Annotated in this window: 14 protein-coding genes and 1 pseudogene; 7 read left to right on the forward strand and 8 right to left on the reverse strand. The window is 65.8% G+C overall.

The genetic code is table 11. The annotated features are described in order from the left end of the window. Positions 1-485: 485 nt before the first annotated feature. From ACWEO2_RS33120 to ACWEO2_RS33140, 5 genes are all read left to right on the forward strand, one after another. A complete protein-coding gene (locus ACWEO2_RS33120; protein ID WP_354953165.1) occupies positions 486-890 on the forward strand; it encodes a hypothetical protein in 405 nt (134 codons plus the stop codon). A gap of 158 nt (positions 891-1,048) precedes the next feature. Then, positions 1,049-2,107 carry a phenylalanine--tRNA ligase subunit alpha gene (pheS, locus tag ACWEO2_RS33125; protein WP_354953163.1) on the forward strand — a complete coding sequence of 353 codons (1,059 nt, stop codon included), beginning with the start codon at positions 1,049-1,051 and terminating at the stop codon, positions 2,105-2,107. Positions 2,108-2,138: 31 nt separating this feature from the next. After that, complete coding sequence (gene pheT, locus ACWEO2_RS33130) at positions 2,139-4,643, forward strand: phenylalanine--tRNA ligase subunit beta (RefSeq protein ID WP_452408929.1); 2,505 nt, start codon at positions 2,139-2,141, stop codon at positions 4,641-4,643. A gap of 274 nt (positions 4,644-4,917) precedes the next feature. Further along, complete coding sequence (locus tag ACWEO2_RS33135) at positions 4,918-6,186, forward strand: hypothetical protein (protein WP_452408930.1); 1,269 nt, start codon at positions 4,918-4,920, stop codon at positions 6,184-6,186. A 15-nt stretch (positions 6,187-6,201) separates the two neighbouring features. Beyond that, positions 6,202-6,975 (forward strand): ESX secretion-associated protein EspG, encoded by a 774-nt coding sequence (locus tag ACWEO2_RS33140; protein ID WP_452408931.1) that lies wholly within the window; start codon positions 6,202-6,204, stop codon positions 6,973-6,975. 39 nt (positions 6,976-7,014) lie between these two features. Here the strand turns inward: ACWEO2_RS33140 and ACWEO2_RS33145 are convergent, their stop codons facing one another. The 7 genes from ACWEO2_RS33145 to ACWEO2_RS33175 all read right to left on the reverse strand — a co-directional run bounded on the left by ACWEO2_RS33145 (position 7,015) and on the right by ACWEO2_RS33175 (position 13,933). Next, positions 7,015-8,043 carry a hypothetical protein gene (locus tag ACWEO2_RS33145; protein ID WP_452408932.1) on the reverse strand — a complete coding sequence of 343 codons (1,029 nt, stop codon included), beginning with the start codon at positions 8,041-8,043 and terminating at the stop codon, positions 7,015-7,017. Between the two features lie 43 nt (positions 8,044-8,086). Next, positions 8,087-8,605: a hypothetical protein gene (locus tag ACWEO2_RS33150; RefSeq protein ID WP_452408933.1), complete on the reverse strand. Its 519-nt coding sequence runs from the start codon at positions 8,603-8,605 to the stop codon at positions 8,087-8,089. A gap of 25 nt (positions 8,606-8,630) precedes the next feature. Beyond that, positions 8,631-9,398, reverse strand: a complete 768-nt coding sequence (locus ACWEO2_RS33155) for an alpha/beta hydrolase (RefSeq protein ID WP_452408934.1) — start codon at positions 9,396-9,398, stop codon at positions 8,631-8,633. 53 nt (positions 9,399-9,451) lie between these two features. Further along, positions 9,452-9,742 (reverse strand): DUF427 domain-containing protein, encoded by a 291-nt coding sequence (locus tag ACWEO2_RS33160; protein WP_452408935.1) that lies wholly within the window; start codon positions 9,740-9,742, stop codon positions 9,452-9,454. A gap of 95 nt (positions 9,743-9,837) precedes the next feature. Then, positions 9,838-10,620, reverse strand: coding sequence for an SDR family NAD(P)-dependent oxidoreductase (locus ACWEO2_RS33165; RefSeq protein ID WP_452408945.1), 783 nt, complete (start codon positions 10,618-10,620; stop codon positions 9,838-9,840). A gap of 300 nt (positions 10,621-10,920) precedes the next feature. Continuing rightward, positions 10,921-11,889: an alpha/beta hydrolase gene (locus ACWEO2_RS33170; protein WP_452408936.1), complete on the reverse strand. Its 969-nt coding sequence runs from the start codon at positions 11,887-11,889 to the stop codon at positions 10,921-10,923. 631 nt (positions 11,890-12,520) lie between these two features. Then, on the reverse strand, positions 12,521-13,933 hold the full coding sequence (locus tag ACWEO2_RS33175; protein ID WP_452408937.1) for a serine/threonine-protein kinase: 1,413 nt from the start codon (positions 13,931-13,933) through the stop codon (positions 12,521-12,523). Between the two features lie 534 nt (positions 13,934-14,467). Between ACWEO2_RS33175 and ACWEO2_RS33180 the strand changes: the two genes are divergently transcribed. Both ACWEO2_RS33180 and ACWEO2_RS33185 read left to right on the forward strand, forming a co-directional pair. After that, positions 14,468-15,229, forward strand: a complete 762-nt coding sequence (locus ACWEO2_RS33180; protein WP_452408938.1) for a dienelactone hydrolase family protein — start codon at positions 14,468-14,470, stop codon at positions 15,227-15,229. A 100-nt stretch (positions 15,230-15,329) separates the two neighbouring features. Then, positions 15,330-15,473: a hypothetical protein gene (locus ACWEO2_RS33185; RefSeq protein ID WP_452408939.1), complete on the forward strand. Its 144-nt coding sequence runs from the start codon at positions 15,330-15,332 to the stop codon at positions 15,471-15,473. A 140-nt stretch (positions 15,474-15,613) separates the two neighbouring features. Here ACWEO2_RS33185 and ACWEO2_RS33190 read toward each other — a convergent pair. Further along, positions 15,614-16,549: pseudogene (locus ACWEO2_RS33190) on the reverse strand (hypothetical protein); the annotation flags it as partial.

A 16,549-nucleotide genomic window follows, 5' to 3' on the forward strand; every position in this document is an offset into this window, starting at 1 on the left:
CGTCGCCGCGTGCTGATCGTCGCCGCGTGCTGATCGTCGCGGCGTGCTGATCGTCGCCGCGGGCTCGCCTCGGGCTGCTGATGGCGGGCGGGTGCACGTTGGTCGTGGTGTGCGTGCAGCGGGTTCACCCGCCGAGTGCTGTTCGATGCCGCGTGTTGATCAACTGCCGATCGAGCCCCGCGCCCAAGTCCTGGGCTGATCGCCTGAGGCCGGTGCATTTGTATGTGGTCGTACCTCGTGGTGCGGGTGTGCCACTGCGTGCGCGATCGGCGCCGCGCCCCGATCGGCGCTGCATCCCTTCCTGGTTTTCGCGTCGCGTACTTCGATATGGCTGTCGTCTTGGTGGACGCGCCGCGAGGGCTTGGTCGTGGTCCATCTAGCGTGAACGATGGGCGCCATCGAGCGTGGGTGGTGTGTACAAGGTCGAAGCTGCGGATATCGCGCGACCTGCGATAATGCTCAAGTGCTATCGGTACACTCGCGGTGTGGCGAGCCCAAAGGGTGAAGTGCTGCGGGGGCGCGTTCCTGCTGTTGTGCGGGTGGCGGGTGGGCTGATCGCGCTGGAAGGGGCGGGGTTGGTGGCCATGGCTGCGGGGGCGATCGGTCGCGAATCGGGTATCGCCATTCAGATCTACTGGCTGATGGCGCTCGGGATGGTGGTCTTTCTGGCGGGGGTGGCGGTGTTCGTCGGCCGGAAATGGGGGCTGCTGCGCGTTATCGCGATCGTGATTCAATTGCCGCTGCTGCTGGCGGCGCTCGGACTCTTGCTGGGCGGCGGTCGGATCTACGGGATCGTGATCGGTGCGGTTGTCTGTTTCATCGTTGGTTTGCTGTACGCCCCGTCGGCGCGACAGTGGCTCGGGCCGCCGCACGGGCGCTGGCCTGGGTGAACTCTGCGCGAGCTGGTGGTGGCACACGCTCGGCGGGCGACGCGGCGGTAATCCGGATGAATTGCCTCCGGCGCATCGAATACGATTCGACCAGCAGCAATGTGGGTAGGCAATCACGCGGACCCGCGAACCGATCCCCAGGGGAGAGACGAACGATCGTGGCCGACGACAACGATGGAGTCGAGAACGCAGCGCTGACCGAGGAGGCTCTGGCCGCTGCCGCGGCGGAGGCCGAGAAGGCGTTTGCGGCGGCCGCCGATCTCGATGCGCTCGCGGTCGCGAAGACCGAGCATCTCGGCGGTAAGGCGCCGCTGGCTTTGGCGCAACGCGCGCTGGGCAGCCTGCCGAAGTCGGAGAAGGCGGATGCGGGCAAGCGCGTGAATGTCGCGCGGGCCCGGGTATCGGAGGCCTTCGAATCGCGCCGCACGGTGCTGCTCGCCGAGCGCGACGCCGCCGTCCTGGTCGCCGAGGCGATCGATGTGACACTGCCCGCGGTCCGGGCCGCCGTCGGCGCCAGACATCCGATCACCGTTATCTCCGAGCAGATCGCCGATGTCTTCGTCGCGATGGGCTGGGAGGTGGCCGAGGGTCCCGAGGTCGAGACCGAGCACTTCAACTTCGACGCGCTGAATTTCCTGCCCGACCATCCGGCCCGCACCATGCAGGACACCTTCCACATCGCGCCGGAGGGGTCGCGCCAGGTGCTGCGCACGCACACCTCCCCGGTTCAGGTGCGTTCGCTGCTCGAGCGCGAACTGCCCATCTATGTGGTGTGCCCCGGCCGCACCTTCCGCACCGATGAGCTCGACGCCACCCACACCCCGGTCTTCTCCCAGGTGGAGGGGCTCGCGGTGGACAAGGGCCTGACCATGGCGCATCTGCGCGGCACCCTGGACGCGTTCGCCCGCGCCCTGTTCGGGCCGGATACGCGGACTCGTATGCGCCCCAACTACTTTCCGTTCACCGAGCCATCGGCCGAGGTCGATGTGTGGTTCCCGGACAAGAAGGGCGGCGCCGGCTGGGTCGAATGGGGCGGCTGCGGCATGGTGAACCCGAAGGTGCTGATCGCCAGCGGGATCGATCCCGAGGTGTACAGCGGGTTCGCGTTCGGCATGGGGCTGGAGCGGACGCTGCAGTTCCGCAATGGCATCCCGGACATGCGTGACATCGTCGAGGGTGACGTGCGGTTCACGCTGCCCTTCGGTATCCGGTCCTGACCTTCCATCCATCGAGAGAGCGAAACGTCAAGTGCGAGTAGCGCAGTCCTGGCTGACGGACATCATCCGCCGGACCACCCCCGAGTGGTCGGTGACGCCGGAGGAGCTCGACGCCGGGTTCGTCCGTGTCGGTTTGGAGGTCGAAGAGGTCGACAAGCTCCAGCGGGTGACCGGTGATATCGATAAGCCGCTGGTGGTCGGCCGCGTCGCCGAGATCACCGAGCTGACCGAGTTCAAGAAGCCGATCCGGTTCTGCAAGGTGGATGTCGGCAACCCGGACCTGCAGGAGATCGTCTGCGGCGCAACCAATTTCGCGGTCGACGATCTTGTGGTCGTGGTCCTGCCGGGTGGTGTGCTGCCCGGTGGTTTCCAGATCTCCTCGCGCAAGACCTACGGGCATGTCTCCAACGGCATGATCTGCTCGGTCGCCGAACTCGGTATCGGCAAGGATCATTCGGGCATTCTGGTGCTCGAGCCGGGTACCGCCGAACCCGGTACCGATGCCAATGAGCTGCTCGGACTCGACGATACGGTCATCGAGCTGAACATCACGCCGGACCGCGGCTACTGCTTCTCGGCCCGCGGTCTGGCGCGCGAATTGGCGTGCGGATTCGATCTGGAATACGCCGATCCCGCGGTGCGGATACTGCCCGATGACGAGCAGCAGGCGTGGTCGGTTCGGCTCGAGCCGGAGTCCAAGTGCACCCGGTTCACGGTCCGCCGGGTCACCGGCATCGATCCGAATGCGGTGAGCCCCTGGTGGTTGCAGCGCCGACTGCTGCTGTCGGGTGTGCGCCCGATCTCACCCGCGGTCGATGTCACCAACTACGTGATGCTCGAGCTCGGGCAGCCGCTGCACGCCTTCGACGCGGACAAGCTCAATGGCGGTCTGGTCGTGCGGACCGCCAATGCGGGCGAGACGCTGCGCACCCTCGACGAGGTCGAGCGGGTGCTCGACGCCGAGGATGTGGTGATCGCCGACGACTCCGGCGTCATTTCGCTCGCGGGTGTCATGGGCGGCGCGACAACGGAAGTCGGCGCCGGGTCGACCGATATCGTGCTCGAGGCCGCCACCTGGAATCCGCTGCTGGTCTACCGCACCGCGCGCAGGCACAAGCTGGTCTCCGAGGCCGGTAAGCGCTACGAGCGGGTCGTGGATCCGGAGATCAATGTCGCCGCGCTCGATCGCGCCGCTCAGCTGCTGGCCGAAATCGCCGGTGGCACTGTGGAATCCGCGCTCACCGATGTGCGGGTGCCGGTGCCAGCCGCGCCGCCCATCCGGATCGATATCGATCACGCCGATCGGGTGGCGGGCGTGGTCTACCCGACCGGTACCTCGGCGCGTCGTCTCGCGCAGATCGGCTGCACGGTCGAGGTGGGGGTCAACGAGGCCACCGGGCACGGGCAGTTGGTGGTCACGCCGCCGAGTTGGCGGCCCGATCTGGCGCAGCCCGCGGACCTCGTCGAGGAGGTGCTGCGGCTGGAGGGGCTCGAGCAGATCCCGTCGGTCATTCCGACCGCCCCGGCCGGACGTGGTCTGACCGCCGGACAGCGGCGGCGTCGCGCGGTGAGCCGGGCACTGGCCTTCACCGGATGTGTCGAGGTGCCGCCGCCGGTTTTCCTCCCTGCCGATGTGTTCGACACCTGGGGCCTGGATGCCGACGACCCGCGGCGCAACACTACGCGGGTGCTGAATCCGCTTGATACCGAGCGTCCGGAACTGGCGACCACACTGCTGCCCGGTCTGCTGGAAGTGGCCGCGCGCAATATCTCTCGCGGCGCGCGTGATCTCGCGATCTTCGGCATCGCACAGGTGGTGCAGCCCGGTCCGAACGTGCGCGCGGTCGACGTGCTGCCCGTGGATCGTCGCCCCACCGACGAACAGATCGCGGAACTGCTCGATTCGCTGCCCGCACAGCCGGTGCATATCGGCGCTGTTCTCACCGGTCGCCGGGAACCGCGCGGGCCGTGGGGTGCGGGGCGTCCGGCCGAGGCCGCCGACGCGTTCGCGCTGGCCGATGCGATCGGTGACGCGGCGGGTGTGACGATCGAGCGTCGCACCGCTTCGTATCTGCCATGGCATCCGGGACGGTGCGCGGAATTGGTGGTCGATGGCCAGATCGTCGGGCATGCAGGCGAATTGCATCCGGCCGTCTTGGAGCGCGCCGGTCTGCCGCCGCGCACCTGCGCCCTCGAACTCGATCTCGATGCCCTGCCGCTGCGCGAATCTCGGCCTGTGCCAGTGGTTTCCCCGTTCCCTGCGGTACTGCAGGACGTTTCGGTGAGTGTGGCCAAGACCGTCCCCGCCGCCTCGGTGGAGTCGGCGCTGCGCACCGGCGGCGGTGCGCTGCTGGAGGATATCGCCCTGTTCGATGTGTACGAGGGCGCGCAGGCGGGCGAGGGACGCAAGTCGCTCACCTACGCCTTGCGCTTCCGCGCCTCCGACCGCACGCTCACCGAGGACGAGGCGAGCGCGGCCCGCGACTCGGCGGTCGCCGCGGCTGCCGACGCAGTCGGCGCGGTGCTGCGCGGGTAGTCAGCTGAAGTCGGCCCCGGACGGTATGCCGTCCGGGGCCGTTTCGCGTTGCGGCCCAGGGCATTACTGCGCGGGCGGGTCGGGCTGGCCATAGTCACGCGTAGAAAGGGATCGACCGTGCAGCTAGTACCAGTGCTGAGAATGGTTCGGCGGGGGGCAGGTGGGGATACCGTTTGATATGGTAAGGATCTTCGGACGGGTCGAGAGGGTGGGGATGGCGCACCGAATGACGTTGATGCTGCGATCGATGGGCGGTTGAGCCATGGGGTTCGGCATGTTCAATTGGAGCGCAAGTGATCTCGGGTCCGCGATGTTGGAAAGTCTGACCGACTGGATCGCGGGTGAGGAACGTCAGCCGGGTGTTGATCCGGCGGCCGTGCAGAACAAGTACAACCAGCAGCGCGACGGTGTGCGCAGCGCTGCCAATGGCATCGGCTTCCAGGGCGATTACCGACCGCGTTCGGTGCAGGGCCGCGACGACTTCGATCGGCCGTCGACCGCAGAGCTGCGGGAGAAGGTCGACAAGATCGATATCACCGCCGTCGACAATCTCGCGACCGCATGGAATGAGATCGGCAAACGCGCCGAGACCTCGTTGGACACCTTCAAGAAGGCGATGGAACGCGCGACCGATGAAGGCATCTGGAAGGGTGCCACCCGCAATGCCGTCGCCAAGGCCGTCGGGGATTACAGCACCCAGGCCGTGCAGCTCGCCAATGCCGCCAAACTGACCAGCAGCAAGGTGGCCGAACTCACGACCGGTCTGGAACCGACCAAGGCGCTGGTGCCGCACGCTCCCGACCTGCGCTCGAATGTCGAGAATGCCAGGCACTGGATCGCGGGCCGGGGCTGGCGCGATAACGACGAGGCCGAGAGCACGGCACATGCCGAGGCGGTCCGGGTGCTGCGCACCGTGTACGCGCCGGTCATCGAGGAGACCGACACCAACGTCCCGGTCATCCCCAAACCCGATAACCCGACGGCGAAGCCGGGCGAGACTCCCGGCGGCGGGCCGGGCAACAGCCCTGGTGGCGGCGGCCCCGGTACCTCCCCGGGCAATCAACCGACGGACAAGCAGGAGCCCAAGCCCACCGAGCAGAGTCCGTCCACCGATCCGTCGAGTACCCAGTCGACGGATAGTTCGACGACACCTTCGTCGACCACCAGCACCGAGCCGACAACGACGAAGCCGGATACCACCGCGACCAACCCGTCGTCGACGACAACGCCGACCACCACGGGTTCGCCGACCCGTTCGGGCAGCCCGAGCGGCACCCCCGGTGCGACCAGCCAGTCGCCGGGCCGAACGGTAACCGGCACGCCCACCGGCACCGCCGCTACCACCGCGGCGACCGCAACGACTGCCGCGACCACGGGCCGCAATGGTATGTCCGGTATGGGCTCACCCGGCAATCGCGGCGGCAAGGACGAGAACGAGTCCACCAAGGGCATCCCCGATTACTTGATCAACCAGCAGAACGGCGAAGAGCTCACCGGGCTCACCAATGCGCCGAAGACGGTCCCGCCGGTCATCGGCGAGTAGGAACAGGAAGACCGCATGACAACCGCGCGGCGGTGGCGATTCACCGCGCTCGAATTCCGAGTGCTCTGGGAGTCGACCGGACGGGATGTGCTCCCGTATCCGCTGCGACATCGCTCCACCGAGGTCTTCCAGGAGGATTCGGATCGGCTGCGCCGGGCCGCGGCCGAGGTGGTGATGCCGCAGCTGGGCGAAGATCTGGTGCGTGCCGTCGAGGTGCTGCTGGCACCGGAGGCGCGGGTCGAGGTGGCCGGATTCCACGGCCCGCGCAACGAGCACAAGATCCGTGCGCACGGTGGCGTGCATTTCCAGCACGCCGCGCTGGCGATCCAGCAGCCCGGCCTCGATCACGAGCACGGCGGCGCGGTGGACCTGCTGTTTCTCACGGCCGAGGAGCTGGCGCCCGCAGTGGTCGATGTATTGCCGGAATGCCGTGCGGGACAGGGTAAACCGATGCAGGTTCCGGTCGAGGAGTTGGAGAAGCCGCCGCCGGTGGTGCGCGATGCGTGGCGTCCGACGGTGCGCGAGGAGTTCGAGAAGTTCTTCCGTCGGCCGACGACCGCCACCGTACACGTGGGGGTGTATCCGTTCGGCAGTGTGGACAATCGGCATATCAAGGGCCGCAAGGACTTTCAAATCACAGATTTCGAAAATGACGGCCGCTATGTCAGTTTCGGCAGTCGTACCGTGATCGTGAAGCCGACCGATCGCCAGCGCATCGCCGCAACGCTGCGCGAAATGATCGGCCGCACCGTGGAAGAGGTCCGCAACGGCGATCACCTGGCCCCGTGAGAGGTTCCCCGCGCCCATCGGACGCGGGGAATTTCGGACTCAGCCCTTGATCTCGCCCAGAATTCCGAGCACCACATCCGAGGTGTAGAACGGTTCAAGCCGCTCGCGAATCAGCTTGCCCAGCACGCCATTTCGCTTCGCACCTGCGATTACGGCAGGACCGTAGCGCAGGATCTCCTTGGCGATATCGTCGCCGGACAGGCCGAGTTCCGGCAGCATGGCGGCCAGCGTGTAATCGCCGTACTTGGTGAAGAAGACATCCACGCACTCGTCGACGAGCAGCCCGAAGTACTCTTTCTCCCTGGTGGTTACGGCGATCTCGTAGCAGAGCAGCACCAGTTCGTTCAGATCTTTCTGGGTCAGATAGTCCCGCAGACCGCTCACCGGTTCGTCGGCGTGCAGATCCCAGAACTCCATCGCGGCATCGTGCACCGGAGCGTCGCGCAGCATCTCCCGAATGGCATTGTTGGTGCGCTTCAGCGCGAAGACCGCGCCCTTGCCCGCCATATCGCCGATGAAGGTGCTCTCGGTGGCCTTCTTGGCGGTCTTGGCCGCCGACTGCCCCATGGAGATCAGCGACGAGACGCCCGGAATCTTGCCCGCGATCTGCTTGTTCGCCTCCATGAAATCGGAGATGAGCTTGTCCACGAATTTCGAGGCGACGGTGGCGACCAGCGGGCTCTCGGTGAGCCGCTCCAGGATGCGCTCCTGCGCCTGGTGCATGCCGAAGATCTTCTCCAGCAGTGCCTCGACCGGTTCGCGCTCGACCACCTGGCCGAGGGTGTAGTCATTGTTCGCGGCGAAATTGTCGTAGATCGAGTCGGCGAAGACCCCGACCATATCCGCGATGACCGGGCTGCCGCCGATCAGGTCGATTACGGTGCGGACCGTCTCCTTGGCCTGGTCGATCTCCACGACATCGCGGAAGATGAGGGTGTCGGCAACACCGATCACCGATTCCACGTCACGGGCGACGACCTCGGTGAAGCGGTCGCCGCTCACCTCGGCCAGCAGGAATTCCACTTGGGCATCGAGTAGCCGTTCGGCGATCTCACGCGGCTCGCTCATCGAATTCCACCATCACATCCATAGTCCGTCGCGCTGGGCCAGCTTACGGACCGTTCGATTCGACGTCTTTGCCGTGCAACGATTTCCGTATCTGTTCCAGACGCTCACGCGCGGCTTTCTCGCGCGCCTCCCATTGTTCGTCGGCGCTGCGGCCCGCCGGGGTCTGCCGGTCGAGTTCGCCCATCCCCTGCGCGGTGCCGAAGCGCTGCTCGACCTTATCGCGAACTGACTCGAAGGTAGGGACTCCGCCGGAGGAATATCCGCCCACCTCGGGCCCGGCCGGAATACCGGTCGGCGGTACCGGTACCGCCGGTACCGGAAAAACGCCTCCGACCTGCCCGGATGTCGCGGCGTCGGATTCCTCACCATGCGTCTGCGGCATTGGAGTGGCGGGACTCACAGTCGCGTCTGATCCCATATGACCGAGGCCGGCGGCCTCGGCGACCGCCGTGTGTACCCAGGCGAGCCGCGGCCGCCCGGTGGTGGCGGTGCCGAGCACCGAAAGCAGTTCGTCATCGGATAGCGCCGCAAGCCGTGCGGTGATCTCACCCAAATCACTCATATCGCCAGGCTACGCACGACTGCGATCAGGTCGTGAGCAGTTCGCCGGTCCAGGCGCGGATGAGATCGATCCAGGAGACTTCGGTGGAGATGATGAGGTCGTTGTGGCCTGCGCCGGGGAAGATCACCAGTTGTTTCGGTTCGGGGGCGGCGGCGAACAGGCGCTCGGCGTGGCGTAGGGGGAGGAGTTCGTCGTGGTCGCCGTGCATGATCAGGACGGGGGCTTGCAGTTCGCGGATGCGGCGCAGGCTCGGGTAGGCGTCGGGGACCAGTGGGCCGGGGAGGAATGGATATACGGAGCGGGCCGCGTCGCGCAGGCCGGTGAAGGTGGACATCAGCACCAGTCCGGTGGGGGGATATTCGGTGGCCAGTTCCAGCAGTACGCCGCCGCCGAGTGATTTGCCCAGGTAGAGGACACGTTCAGGGTTGACACCCGGCTGTTCGAGCAGGATCCGCCTGGCGGCGTGGGCGTCGAGGTAGGTGCCGTGTTCGGTGGGGCGGCCGGTGCTGCGGCCGTAGCCGCGATAGTCGAAAGTCAGTACATCCAAACCGATTTCGGTGAGCAGCGCGTAGATCGGCACGCGGTCGCCGACATTGCCCGCATTCCCGTGGGCGAACAGGACGTGTCCGATCGAGTGTGCGGCGGGCAGCCACCAGCCGTGCAGGGTCTCGCCGTCGGTTGTCGGGATGGACAGTTCGGTGTAGTCCATCCCGAGGACCGACGGCGTCTGCAGGATCTGCCGATCCGGTTGGAAGGTCAGCGCGTTGAGGATCGGGCTGGCGGGGTGTCGCATGCCATCGTTCTTACTCGGTGCGCGCTGCCAGTGCGCGCCGACTCCCGGACGCGTTATGCCTCGACGACGTCGACGCCCTTCCAGAAGGCGACGCGATCGCGCACCTGCTCGGCCTCCGGCTTCGGATCCGGGTAGTACCACGCGGCATCCGGATTCTTCGCGCCTTCGACCTCGACCGTGTAATAGGACGCGAGCCCCTTCCAGCCGCAGACGGTATGGGTATCGCTGTCCCGGAAATACTCGGTATTCAGCGACCCCGCCGGAAAGTAGTGATTGCCCTCGACCACCACGGTGTCATCGCTCTCGGCCAGCACAATGCCGTTCCACACCGCTCGTATGCTCATCGAATCTCCCACCGTCGCACTCGATTCCGCCGCACACAAATACGGCTAGCGGGTGTAACCCGAACCACACCCGTCGTATTCCCGTACGGTCCTCTCTAGAGGGTGGTGACGTATCCGCCGTCGATGCGGATATCGGAGCCGGTGATATTGGCCGAACGGTCACTGGCCAGGAAGACGGCCAGATCGGCGACCTCTCGAGCTGTGGTGAATCGCCCTGTTGCAGCCGCCGCGCCCACCGATTTCACGACATCCTCGGGACTGCTGCCGCTCGCCGCACCGACTTGGGCTGCCATGCCGCCGGTGCCCAGCCACAGATCGGTGGACACCGGCCCCGGACTTATCGTGTTGGCGCGAATCCCATTCGGCCCGAACTCTTTTGATAGGCCCTTGGTGAGATTGGCCAAGGCCGCCTTGGTCGCCGAGTAGTCGATGATGCTGGGATCGGGCAGCACCGCATTGACGGATCCGATCGTGATAATCGACCCGCCATGCGTCAGCATGTGCGGGATGGCTGCCCGGGTGGTGCGAACGGCCGACATCAGTCCGAGCGATAGTGCGGCATTCCAGTCGTCGTCGGTGACGGTGACGAACCCGCCGATATGCGGCACCACCGTGCCCGCATTGTTTACCAGGATGTCCACGCGGCCGCGTTCGGCCGCCGCGGCCACCAGGGTCGGTGGGCCGTCCGCGGTGGCGAGGTCGACGGCGATGAAGGTCGCCGACCCGTCCGCCTCGAGGTCTTGCAGTTCGGGGCTGTTGTGCCGGGCTCCAGCGACGATGTATGCCCCCGCAGCGGCGAATGCCTGGCAAATTGCCAGACCGATGCCTTTGCTTGCGCCGGTGACGACAGCGATCTTGTCTCTGAGATGCATGTCCATGGCAATCAACGATTCCACAGGGTGACCGTAGGGATGAGAGTTATGGCCGACAGGGCGGGAACGGTTCTGGGCAGTGCCCGCCGACTAATTCGGGCTAACTTTCAGCGAATTCACCGCGAAGTATGGCGACAGGACCTGGTTGCCTCGATCGGATAACTGTCAGGGCGTAGCAGCGCAACTCATCTTGGGACGAGTGGTTGATGAGGAGTGTGTGCTTCAACGGGTCAACGAGACTCTTATATCGATCGGTCTCATTTGTAGGGGCGGCCGAGCACACCACAGGAGCGCTCGGATGTTCGGTTATACGCCGAGACCCGCTTTCAGGGCTGGCCAGGATTTGGGGAGGGCGGCCTTCCAGTACGGCCAGGAGTGGACGCCGATGGCGGCGTAGTCGATGGAGACGTCGGCGCCGAAGAGTTTCATGGCGGGGGAGAGGGCGAGGGTGCAGTCGTGCGAGACCTGTTCGATCTCGTTCGCGCGGAGCGGGTCGTTGGGCCAGGACCAGCGATCGTCGAAGGGGGCATCGTCGGGGCCGGGTATGCCGGTGCCCACGTAGAGGTGGACCGGTTTGCCGCGCAGCGCGTCGAGGTGTTTGCTCGGATCGTGGGCCGCCCACTCCGGGTTGCCCGCGGTGCCCCACATATTGTCCGGGTTGCCGCCCTTCGATTCGACCACGGGGCGCACCGACAACTGCCCGACACCGTCGGTGGAGTAGCAACCGCTGAAGGCCGCCAGGGCTCGGAACATATCGGGGTGCCGGACAGCCAGAATGGCGGCCGCTCCCGCTCCCATCGAAAGTCCGCCGACGGCGTAGACGCCATTGCCCTTCAGTTCGCGGTCGATCAGCGGCGGCAGCTCGGAGGTGAGAAAGGTTTCCCACTTCTGGTGTCCGATTTTGGGATCATCCTGCAACCAGTCGGTGTAATAGGTGCCCCCGCCGCCGACCGGCATCACCACATTGACCGGCTTGTCGGCGAAGAACTCCTTGGCGCCGCCGCGTAGCGTCCAGGTGCTCGCCGACTGGGATTCCGTTGCCCCGTTACCGTCCAGCAGCAGCAAGGTTGGGCGGGGTGCCGATTGGTTCGCGGGGACCAGCACGTCGAGGTGAATGGTCCGCTTCATCGCGGGGGAGCGAACGTACATCTGCCATTGCTGTGCGGAGGTGCGCTCGATTCGCTCGACGACGGCGTCCGCGTCCGCGTTCGCCTGCGGAGCGACGACGAACAGTGGCGCAACCGCGACGACCACGGCTGCGGCGACAGTTGCCATCCGCCGTTGCCTCTGGCGTCCTCGCAATACCGATATGCGCAAATCCATGCTGCAAACCCTCATCGACGGTTGGCCCCCCACGGGAGGCCGTGACATTTCGCGTCGACAATGCCATGGAACTGGCCGCGTCGGATTCCCACCGCCGGTGAAGAAGTCGGGTTTCAGATTGTGGTATCGGTGGGTGGTCATGCGGGCGTTGTGAGGATTCCGCAATCAGTCGGCAACGCAAATAGCCTGCAGTGCAATTGGATTCGTCCATTGCCGTGACGCGTGCTTACGGTTGCCCCGGTTGGTTGTGTCGAACCGAGGCTGCTGAGCCGGGGTCTCAAAATTCGTGGCCGCCACCAAGTCTCTGGACCTGTGACTTCTCCGGTTGTCTCAAACTGCGGCCAGCACGACGGGTCTCAGTTCTCGGGCCGATCCTCGTGCCGCATACAGTGACCGGTCGATCGCGTGCGGCCCTGACCTACGGGTTCTCACGAGTTGTCAACTGGCCGAGCACTGCTCATTCTTCTCGGTGTCTGTGATCGGACCGCTCGTAGAGCCACGCAAGCGAACCATTCCCCTCGTGGATCGACACCGTATCGCCGCAGCGTGGAACCGCATGGAGATCGGGCCAGGGACGGTTGACTCAACGATTGCTGTTCGACTTGCGGACGAGCCACACTCGTAGCCAGGACAGCATGCCTGTCGTCGGCAGCAGCAAGAGCCAGAGCAGCCACCCCGTCACCGTCGGACCGGTGAAATAGAAGTTGAAATACTCGCCGGCATCCATGGCCCCGTCGGGATGCGCTTCCAGTCCCAGCCAGATCTGATATCCGACCTGATCGGCGACCATCATCGTGATCAGTGCTCCGATCACGCTGGCCGCAACGATCGCGTAGGTCCTGGGCCGAGCGAGGAACAGAGCACCACCGAACGCGGCGCCCGCAAGGCTGGTCGTGGCAGCACTCCAGAGCCACACGCCGATCGACTGGTCCAGGCCCAGCACATCGGTTGTCAGCGCGATCACATCGGTTGCCAGCTCGATCACGAACGTTGCCACGACGGCGATCAGATACGCGAGCCCAACCGGAAGACCCGACCGGGATGTCCGGTTCATCACTGGTGGTCGCACCATGGCCGGCCGCGACGAACCCGAGTTCATTACTGTTCGGTGTGGATTCGATTCGATGTTGTGAGAACGGTTTACCTCGGTCGGCCGCCAGGCTTCGGTGAGGGCCCGGTGGGCGGCAGCGGCAAAGTTTCCGCAGTCGGGGTACCGATCCTCCGGGCGTTTGGCCATGGCGGTGGCGATCACCTGATCGACGCCGGGAGGCAGTCCGGGCACGAGATCGGTGGGGCGCGGCGGCGGTTCGTGGAGGTGCGCGGCAATGACCGCCGCCTGATCCGAGCGTGGAAACGGTGTTCGGCCGGTGAGCAGTTCATACAGCGTGCATGCCAGGGAGTACAGATCGGCACGTCGGTCGACCGGCTCGGTACCGAAACGTTCCGGCGCGGCGTAGGCGAATGTTGCGGTGGTCGCGGAGAGCGTCTGGGTGTCGCCGAACGCCCGTGCGATACCGAAATCGGTCAGCACTGCTCGTTCGAGCCCGTTTTCGGACCGGTCGACCAAGATGTTCGCCGGTTTCACATCGCGGTGGATTATCCCGTGTGCGTGGGCATGGTCCAGGGCACGGGCGGTATCGCCGATCAGCCGCACCGCATGGTCCGCGGGGAGGCGGCCACCGCTACGCGCAAGCAGGCCGGTGGTATCCCCGCCGGCGATGTATTTCATCGAGATCCAGAGGGTTTCCGCATCTTTGTCACTGCGGTCGTAGACGTGCACGATGTTGGGGTGATCGAGGCTCGCGGCCAGAGCGCTCTCCCGCTCGAACCGGGTACGCACATGCGGGTCATTCGCAAGCGCGCCGCCGATCACCTTCAACGCCATGGACCGTTCCAGGCGCGGATGGCGTGCCAGGAATACCACACCCATACCGCCCGCCCCGAGCACACGTTCGATCGTGTATCCGGCGAAAACAGATCCCGGATCCAACTGCATCCTCGCCGCCCCCGTTCAACCAATACGTCAGCGCAGCAACACGATACACTTGCGGCAGCCGAGGGGTGCCACCTCCGCAGCAGAGAACGATCGAATTCGGCGAACAGCAACCGGGCAAGTTCCAGCCGCGACTCATAGATGACATGCCCGGACTCGGTACCCGGCCAATACGTGCCCGAATAGTGTTTCTGACCGAGATGCCAGCGGAACCTCCGCCACGGCGCGGCCCGGTTCGGCGTCTCCGCACTGGCCGCCCGCATCGACCTGCACCTCGTCGCCCGCGCGCTAACGCTGGCCGGACTGGACACCTCCGGCTGGGTCGGTGTGGCCGCTCAGATCGTCGGCATCCTCGCGGGCCTCGACACTTCGCGAATCGCCACCGACATCGGACAACACCTTCCACCCGCCCGCAACGACCGCATCGCCGTCGCCGATCGCGCAGGAGATGCGAGCGCGCGACCGGTAGGTGAATCGAATCGGCCGATCCTGAGTGAGGTAGGTTCGAAAGAGTCGACGCGACAGGAGGATTCAACGGTGACTGCGGTGCATGGCATGTCGGTCGACGTTCAGACGCCCGATGGTGTCGCCGACGCGTATGTCGCCTACCCTGACGATGGCGCCGCCCACCCGGGAGTGCTGGTGATTCAGGACGGCTTCGGACTGCGGCCCAGCCTGCGGTCGCTGGCCGATCGTATTGCCGCCCACGGTTACACCGTGCTGCTTCCGAACGCCTATTACCGGCACGGGCGTGCGCCGGTGATCGAGCTGCCGGAATTCATCGACCCGGCGGAGCGGCCGGAGATCTTCCAGCAGGTCTTCCCGATGATCCGCGAGCTGACACCGGAGGTCCTGCGTTCGGATACCGACGCTTACCTGAAGTGGCTGGCAGCGTCGCCGCAGGTCGCCGAAGGAAAGGTCGGCCTCACCGGCTACTGCATGGGTGCGCGGCTGGCGGTGCTGACCGCCGCCATGTTCCCCGATCGGGTCGCGGCGGTGGCCGGATTCCATGGCGGACCACTGGTCACCGACACCCCGGACAGTCCGCACCTGACCGTCGGAAACATCACGGCGGAGCTGTATTTCGCCCACGCCGGCGAGGATCACCACATGACTCCGGAACACATTGCCCAGTTCGACAAGGCACTCGATGCCGCCGGCATCCGCCACCGCACCGAGGTCTATGCGGGTGCCCAACACGGCTACACCCAGGCCGATACTTCCGCCCACGACCCCGAAGCCGACGAACGGCACTACCGCGAACTGCTGGCCCTGTTCGACCGCAATTTGCGCCAGTAGCTGGCTCGGCTGGACCAGGCCCCAACTGAACCCACTGTCGAAACACGGGCTCGCCGCGACCGCTGCCGCCGCGTTCACCAGCACTCATTTGTCCGGGCTCATGAAGACCTGCACCGCCGCCGCCAGCACCGTGCTGACCGACCTGGCCCGCCAAGGCGGCGCCGCGACCCGCTTCGCCGCCTCCGGCGTCCACGAGAACGGCTACACCACCCAACTGCTCGACGCAATCGACCACAGGACATAGACCGACACACCAGCCGTTCCACAAACTAAAGCAGCCGGTGGGGCCGAGCAGATCTTCTGGTGGCGGTCCCATCAGCCCTGCTCGACGCTGCCGCACGACTCGACAGCGAACTGCGCGAACGCCTTCGGGGCGGACGCGCGTCACTTGCCGAGCGGCATGGACTTCCAGAGGGACAGCTTCTGATCGTCGTCGGAGCGGGTCTCGTACTGGATCGCCACCGTGAACCGGTTGCGGTCGGAATCCATGCTGAATCCGGTGTAGATCACGCTGCTCGACTCGTCGGGGTCGCTGAACTTCAGCTTCATCGGTTCGGGGACGTCGGGATGGATTTCGGTGCGCAGCTGTTCGTGGGTGGACGGCTGGGTGCCGCCGGGGAGCTGGATATCCTGGTCCGCGGCCTTGGCGGTATCGAAATAGCGCAGGGTGAGGGAGAAATCCTTGTTCGCGCTGTCGCAGTAGATGGTTGCCTTCGCCTGGTTGTCGGCGTACTTCCCGCAGGTGGTGTCGTGCCAGCCGGGCTGTTTCGGCTTGCTGGACACCAGCTTCGGGAAGGCGGCGGCGATGCGCTGCTCGTCACTGCTCCAACTGGGATGCTTCGAGTCGTACGCCGCGTACCCCACAACACCCGCCATGGCCAGCGCCAGCACCGCCACAATGGATCCCAGTCCGATGATCACAGTGCGGCAACCGCTGGCCTCGCGCGGGGGTGCCGCTGGGAACGGGGTGCCGGGGATCGCGGTGGGCGGAATCGCCCGTGCCGGAATTGATCCCGCCGGAACCGCCGCTGCCGGACGCGATCCAGGTGGAGTCTGCATCGAAGGTATGGCCGCGGAAGGGGTTTGCGCAACCGTAGGTACCCCGGCGCCGATTACGGTGGGAGGTGTCGTGAACTGCGGCGCTGCTGGCTGCGATGGGGTCGGATACCCCTGCGCCACAATGGTTTCCGCCGTGCGCGCAGCTTCCGCCGACGGCCGCCGCAATGCATCCTGCACGGCCGCGGCGAATTCCACGCAGCTGCCGAACCGCTGCTCGCGCTCCTTGGCCATGGCCCGGGCCAGCACCTGGTCCAGCGTGGG

It is taken from the genome of Nocardia sp. NPDC004278 (assembly GCF_053602975.1).

Bases quoted from the DNA above. Each gene is read 5' to 3' on its own strand.
- ACWEO2_RS33135 (WP_452408930.1), top strand. From the start codon at position 4,918: ATGTTCAATTGGAGCGCAAGTGATCTCGGGTCCGCGATGTTGGAAAGT.
- ACWEO2_RS33140 (WP_452408931.1), top strand. From the start codon at position 6,202: ATGACAACCGCGCGGCGGTGGCGATTCACCGCGCTCGAATTCCGAGTG.
- ACWEO2_RS33145 (WP_452408932.1), bottom strand. From the start codon at position 8,043: ATGAGCGAGCCGCGTGAGATCGCCGAACGGCTACTCGATGCCCAAGTG.
- ACWEO2_RS33150 (WP_452408933.1), bottom strand. From the start codon at position 8,605: ATGAGTGATTTGGGTGAGATCACCGCACGGCTTGCGGCGCTATCCGAT.
- ACWEO2_RS33155 (WP_452408934.1), bottom strand. From the start codon at position 9,398: ATGCGACACCCCGCCAGCCCGATCCTCAACGCGCTGACCTTCCAACCG.
- ACWEO2_RS33160 (WP_452408935.1), bottom strand. From the start codon at position 9,742: ATGAGCATACGAGCGGTGTGGAACGGCATTGTGCTGGCCGAGAGCGAT.
- ACWEO2_RS33165 (WP_452408945.1), bottom strand. From the start codon at position 10,620: ATGGACATGCATCTCAGAGACAAGATCGCTGTCGTCACCGGCGCAAGC.
- ACWEO2_RS33170 (WP_452408936.1), bottom strand. From the start codon at position 11,889: ATGGCAACTGTCGCCGCAGCCGTGGTCGTCGCGGTTGCGCCACTGTTC.
- ACWEO2_RS33175 (WP_452408937.1), bottom strand. From the start codon at position 13,933: ATGCAGTTGGATCCGGGATCTGTTTTCGCCGGATACACGATCGAACGT.
- ACWEO2_RS33185 (WP_452408939.1), top strand. From the start codon at position 15,330: ATGAAGACCTGCACCGCCGCCGCCAGCACCGTGCTGACCGACCTGGCC.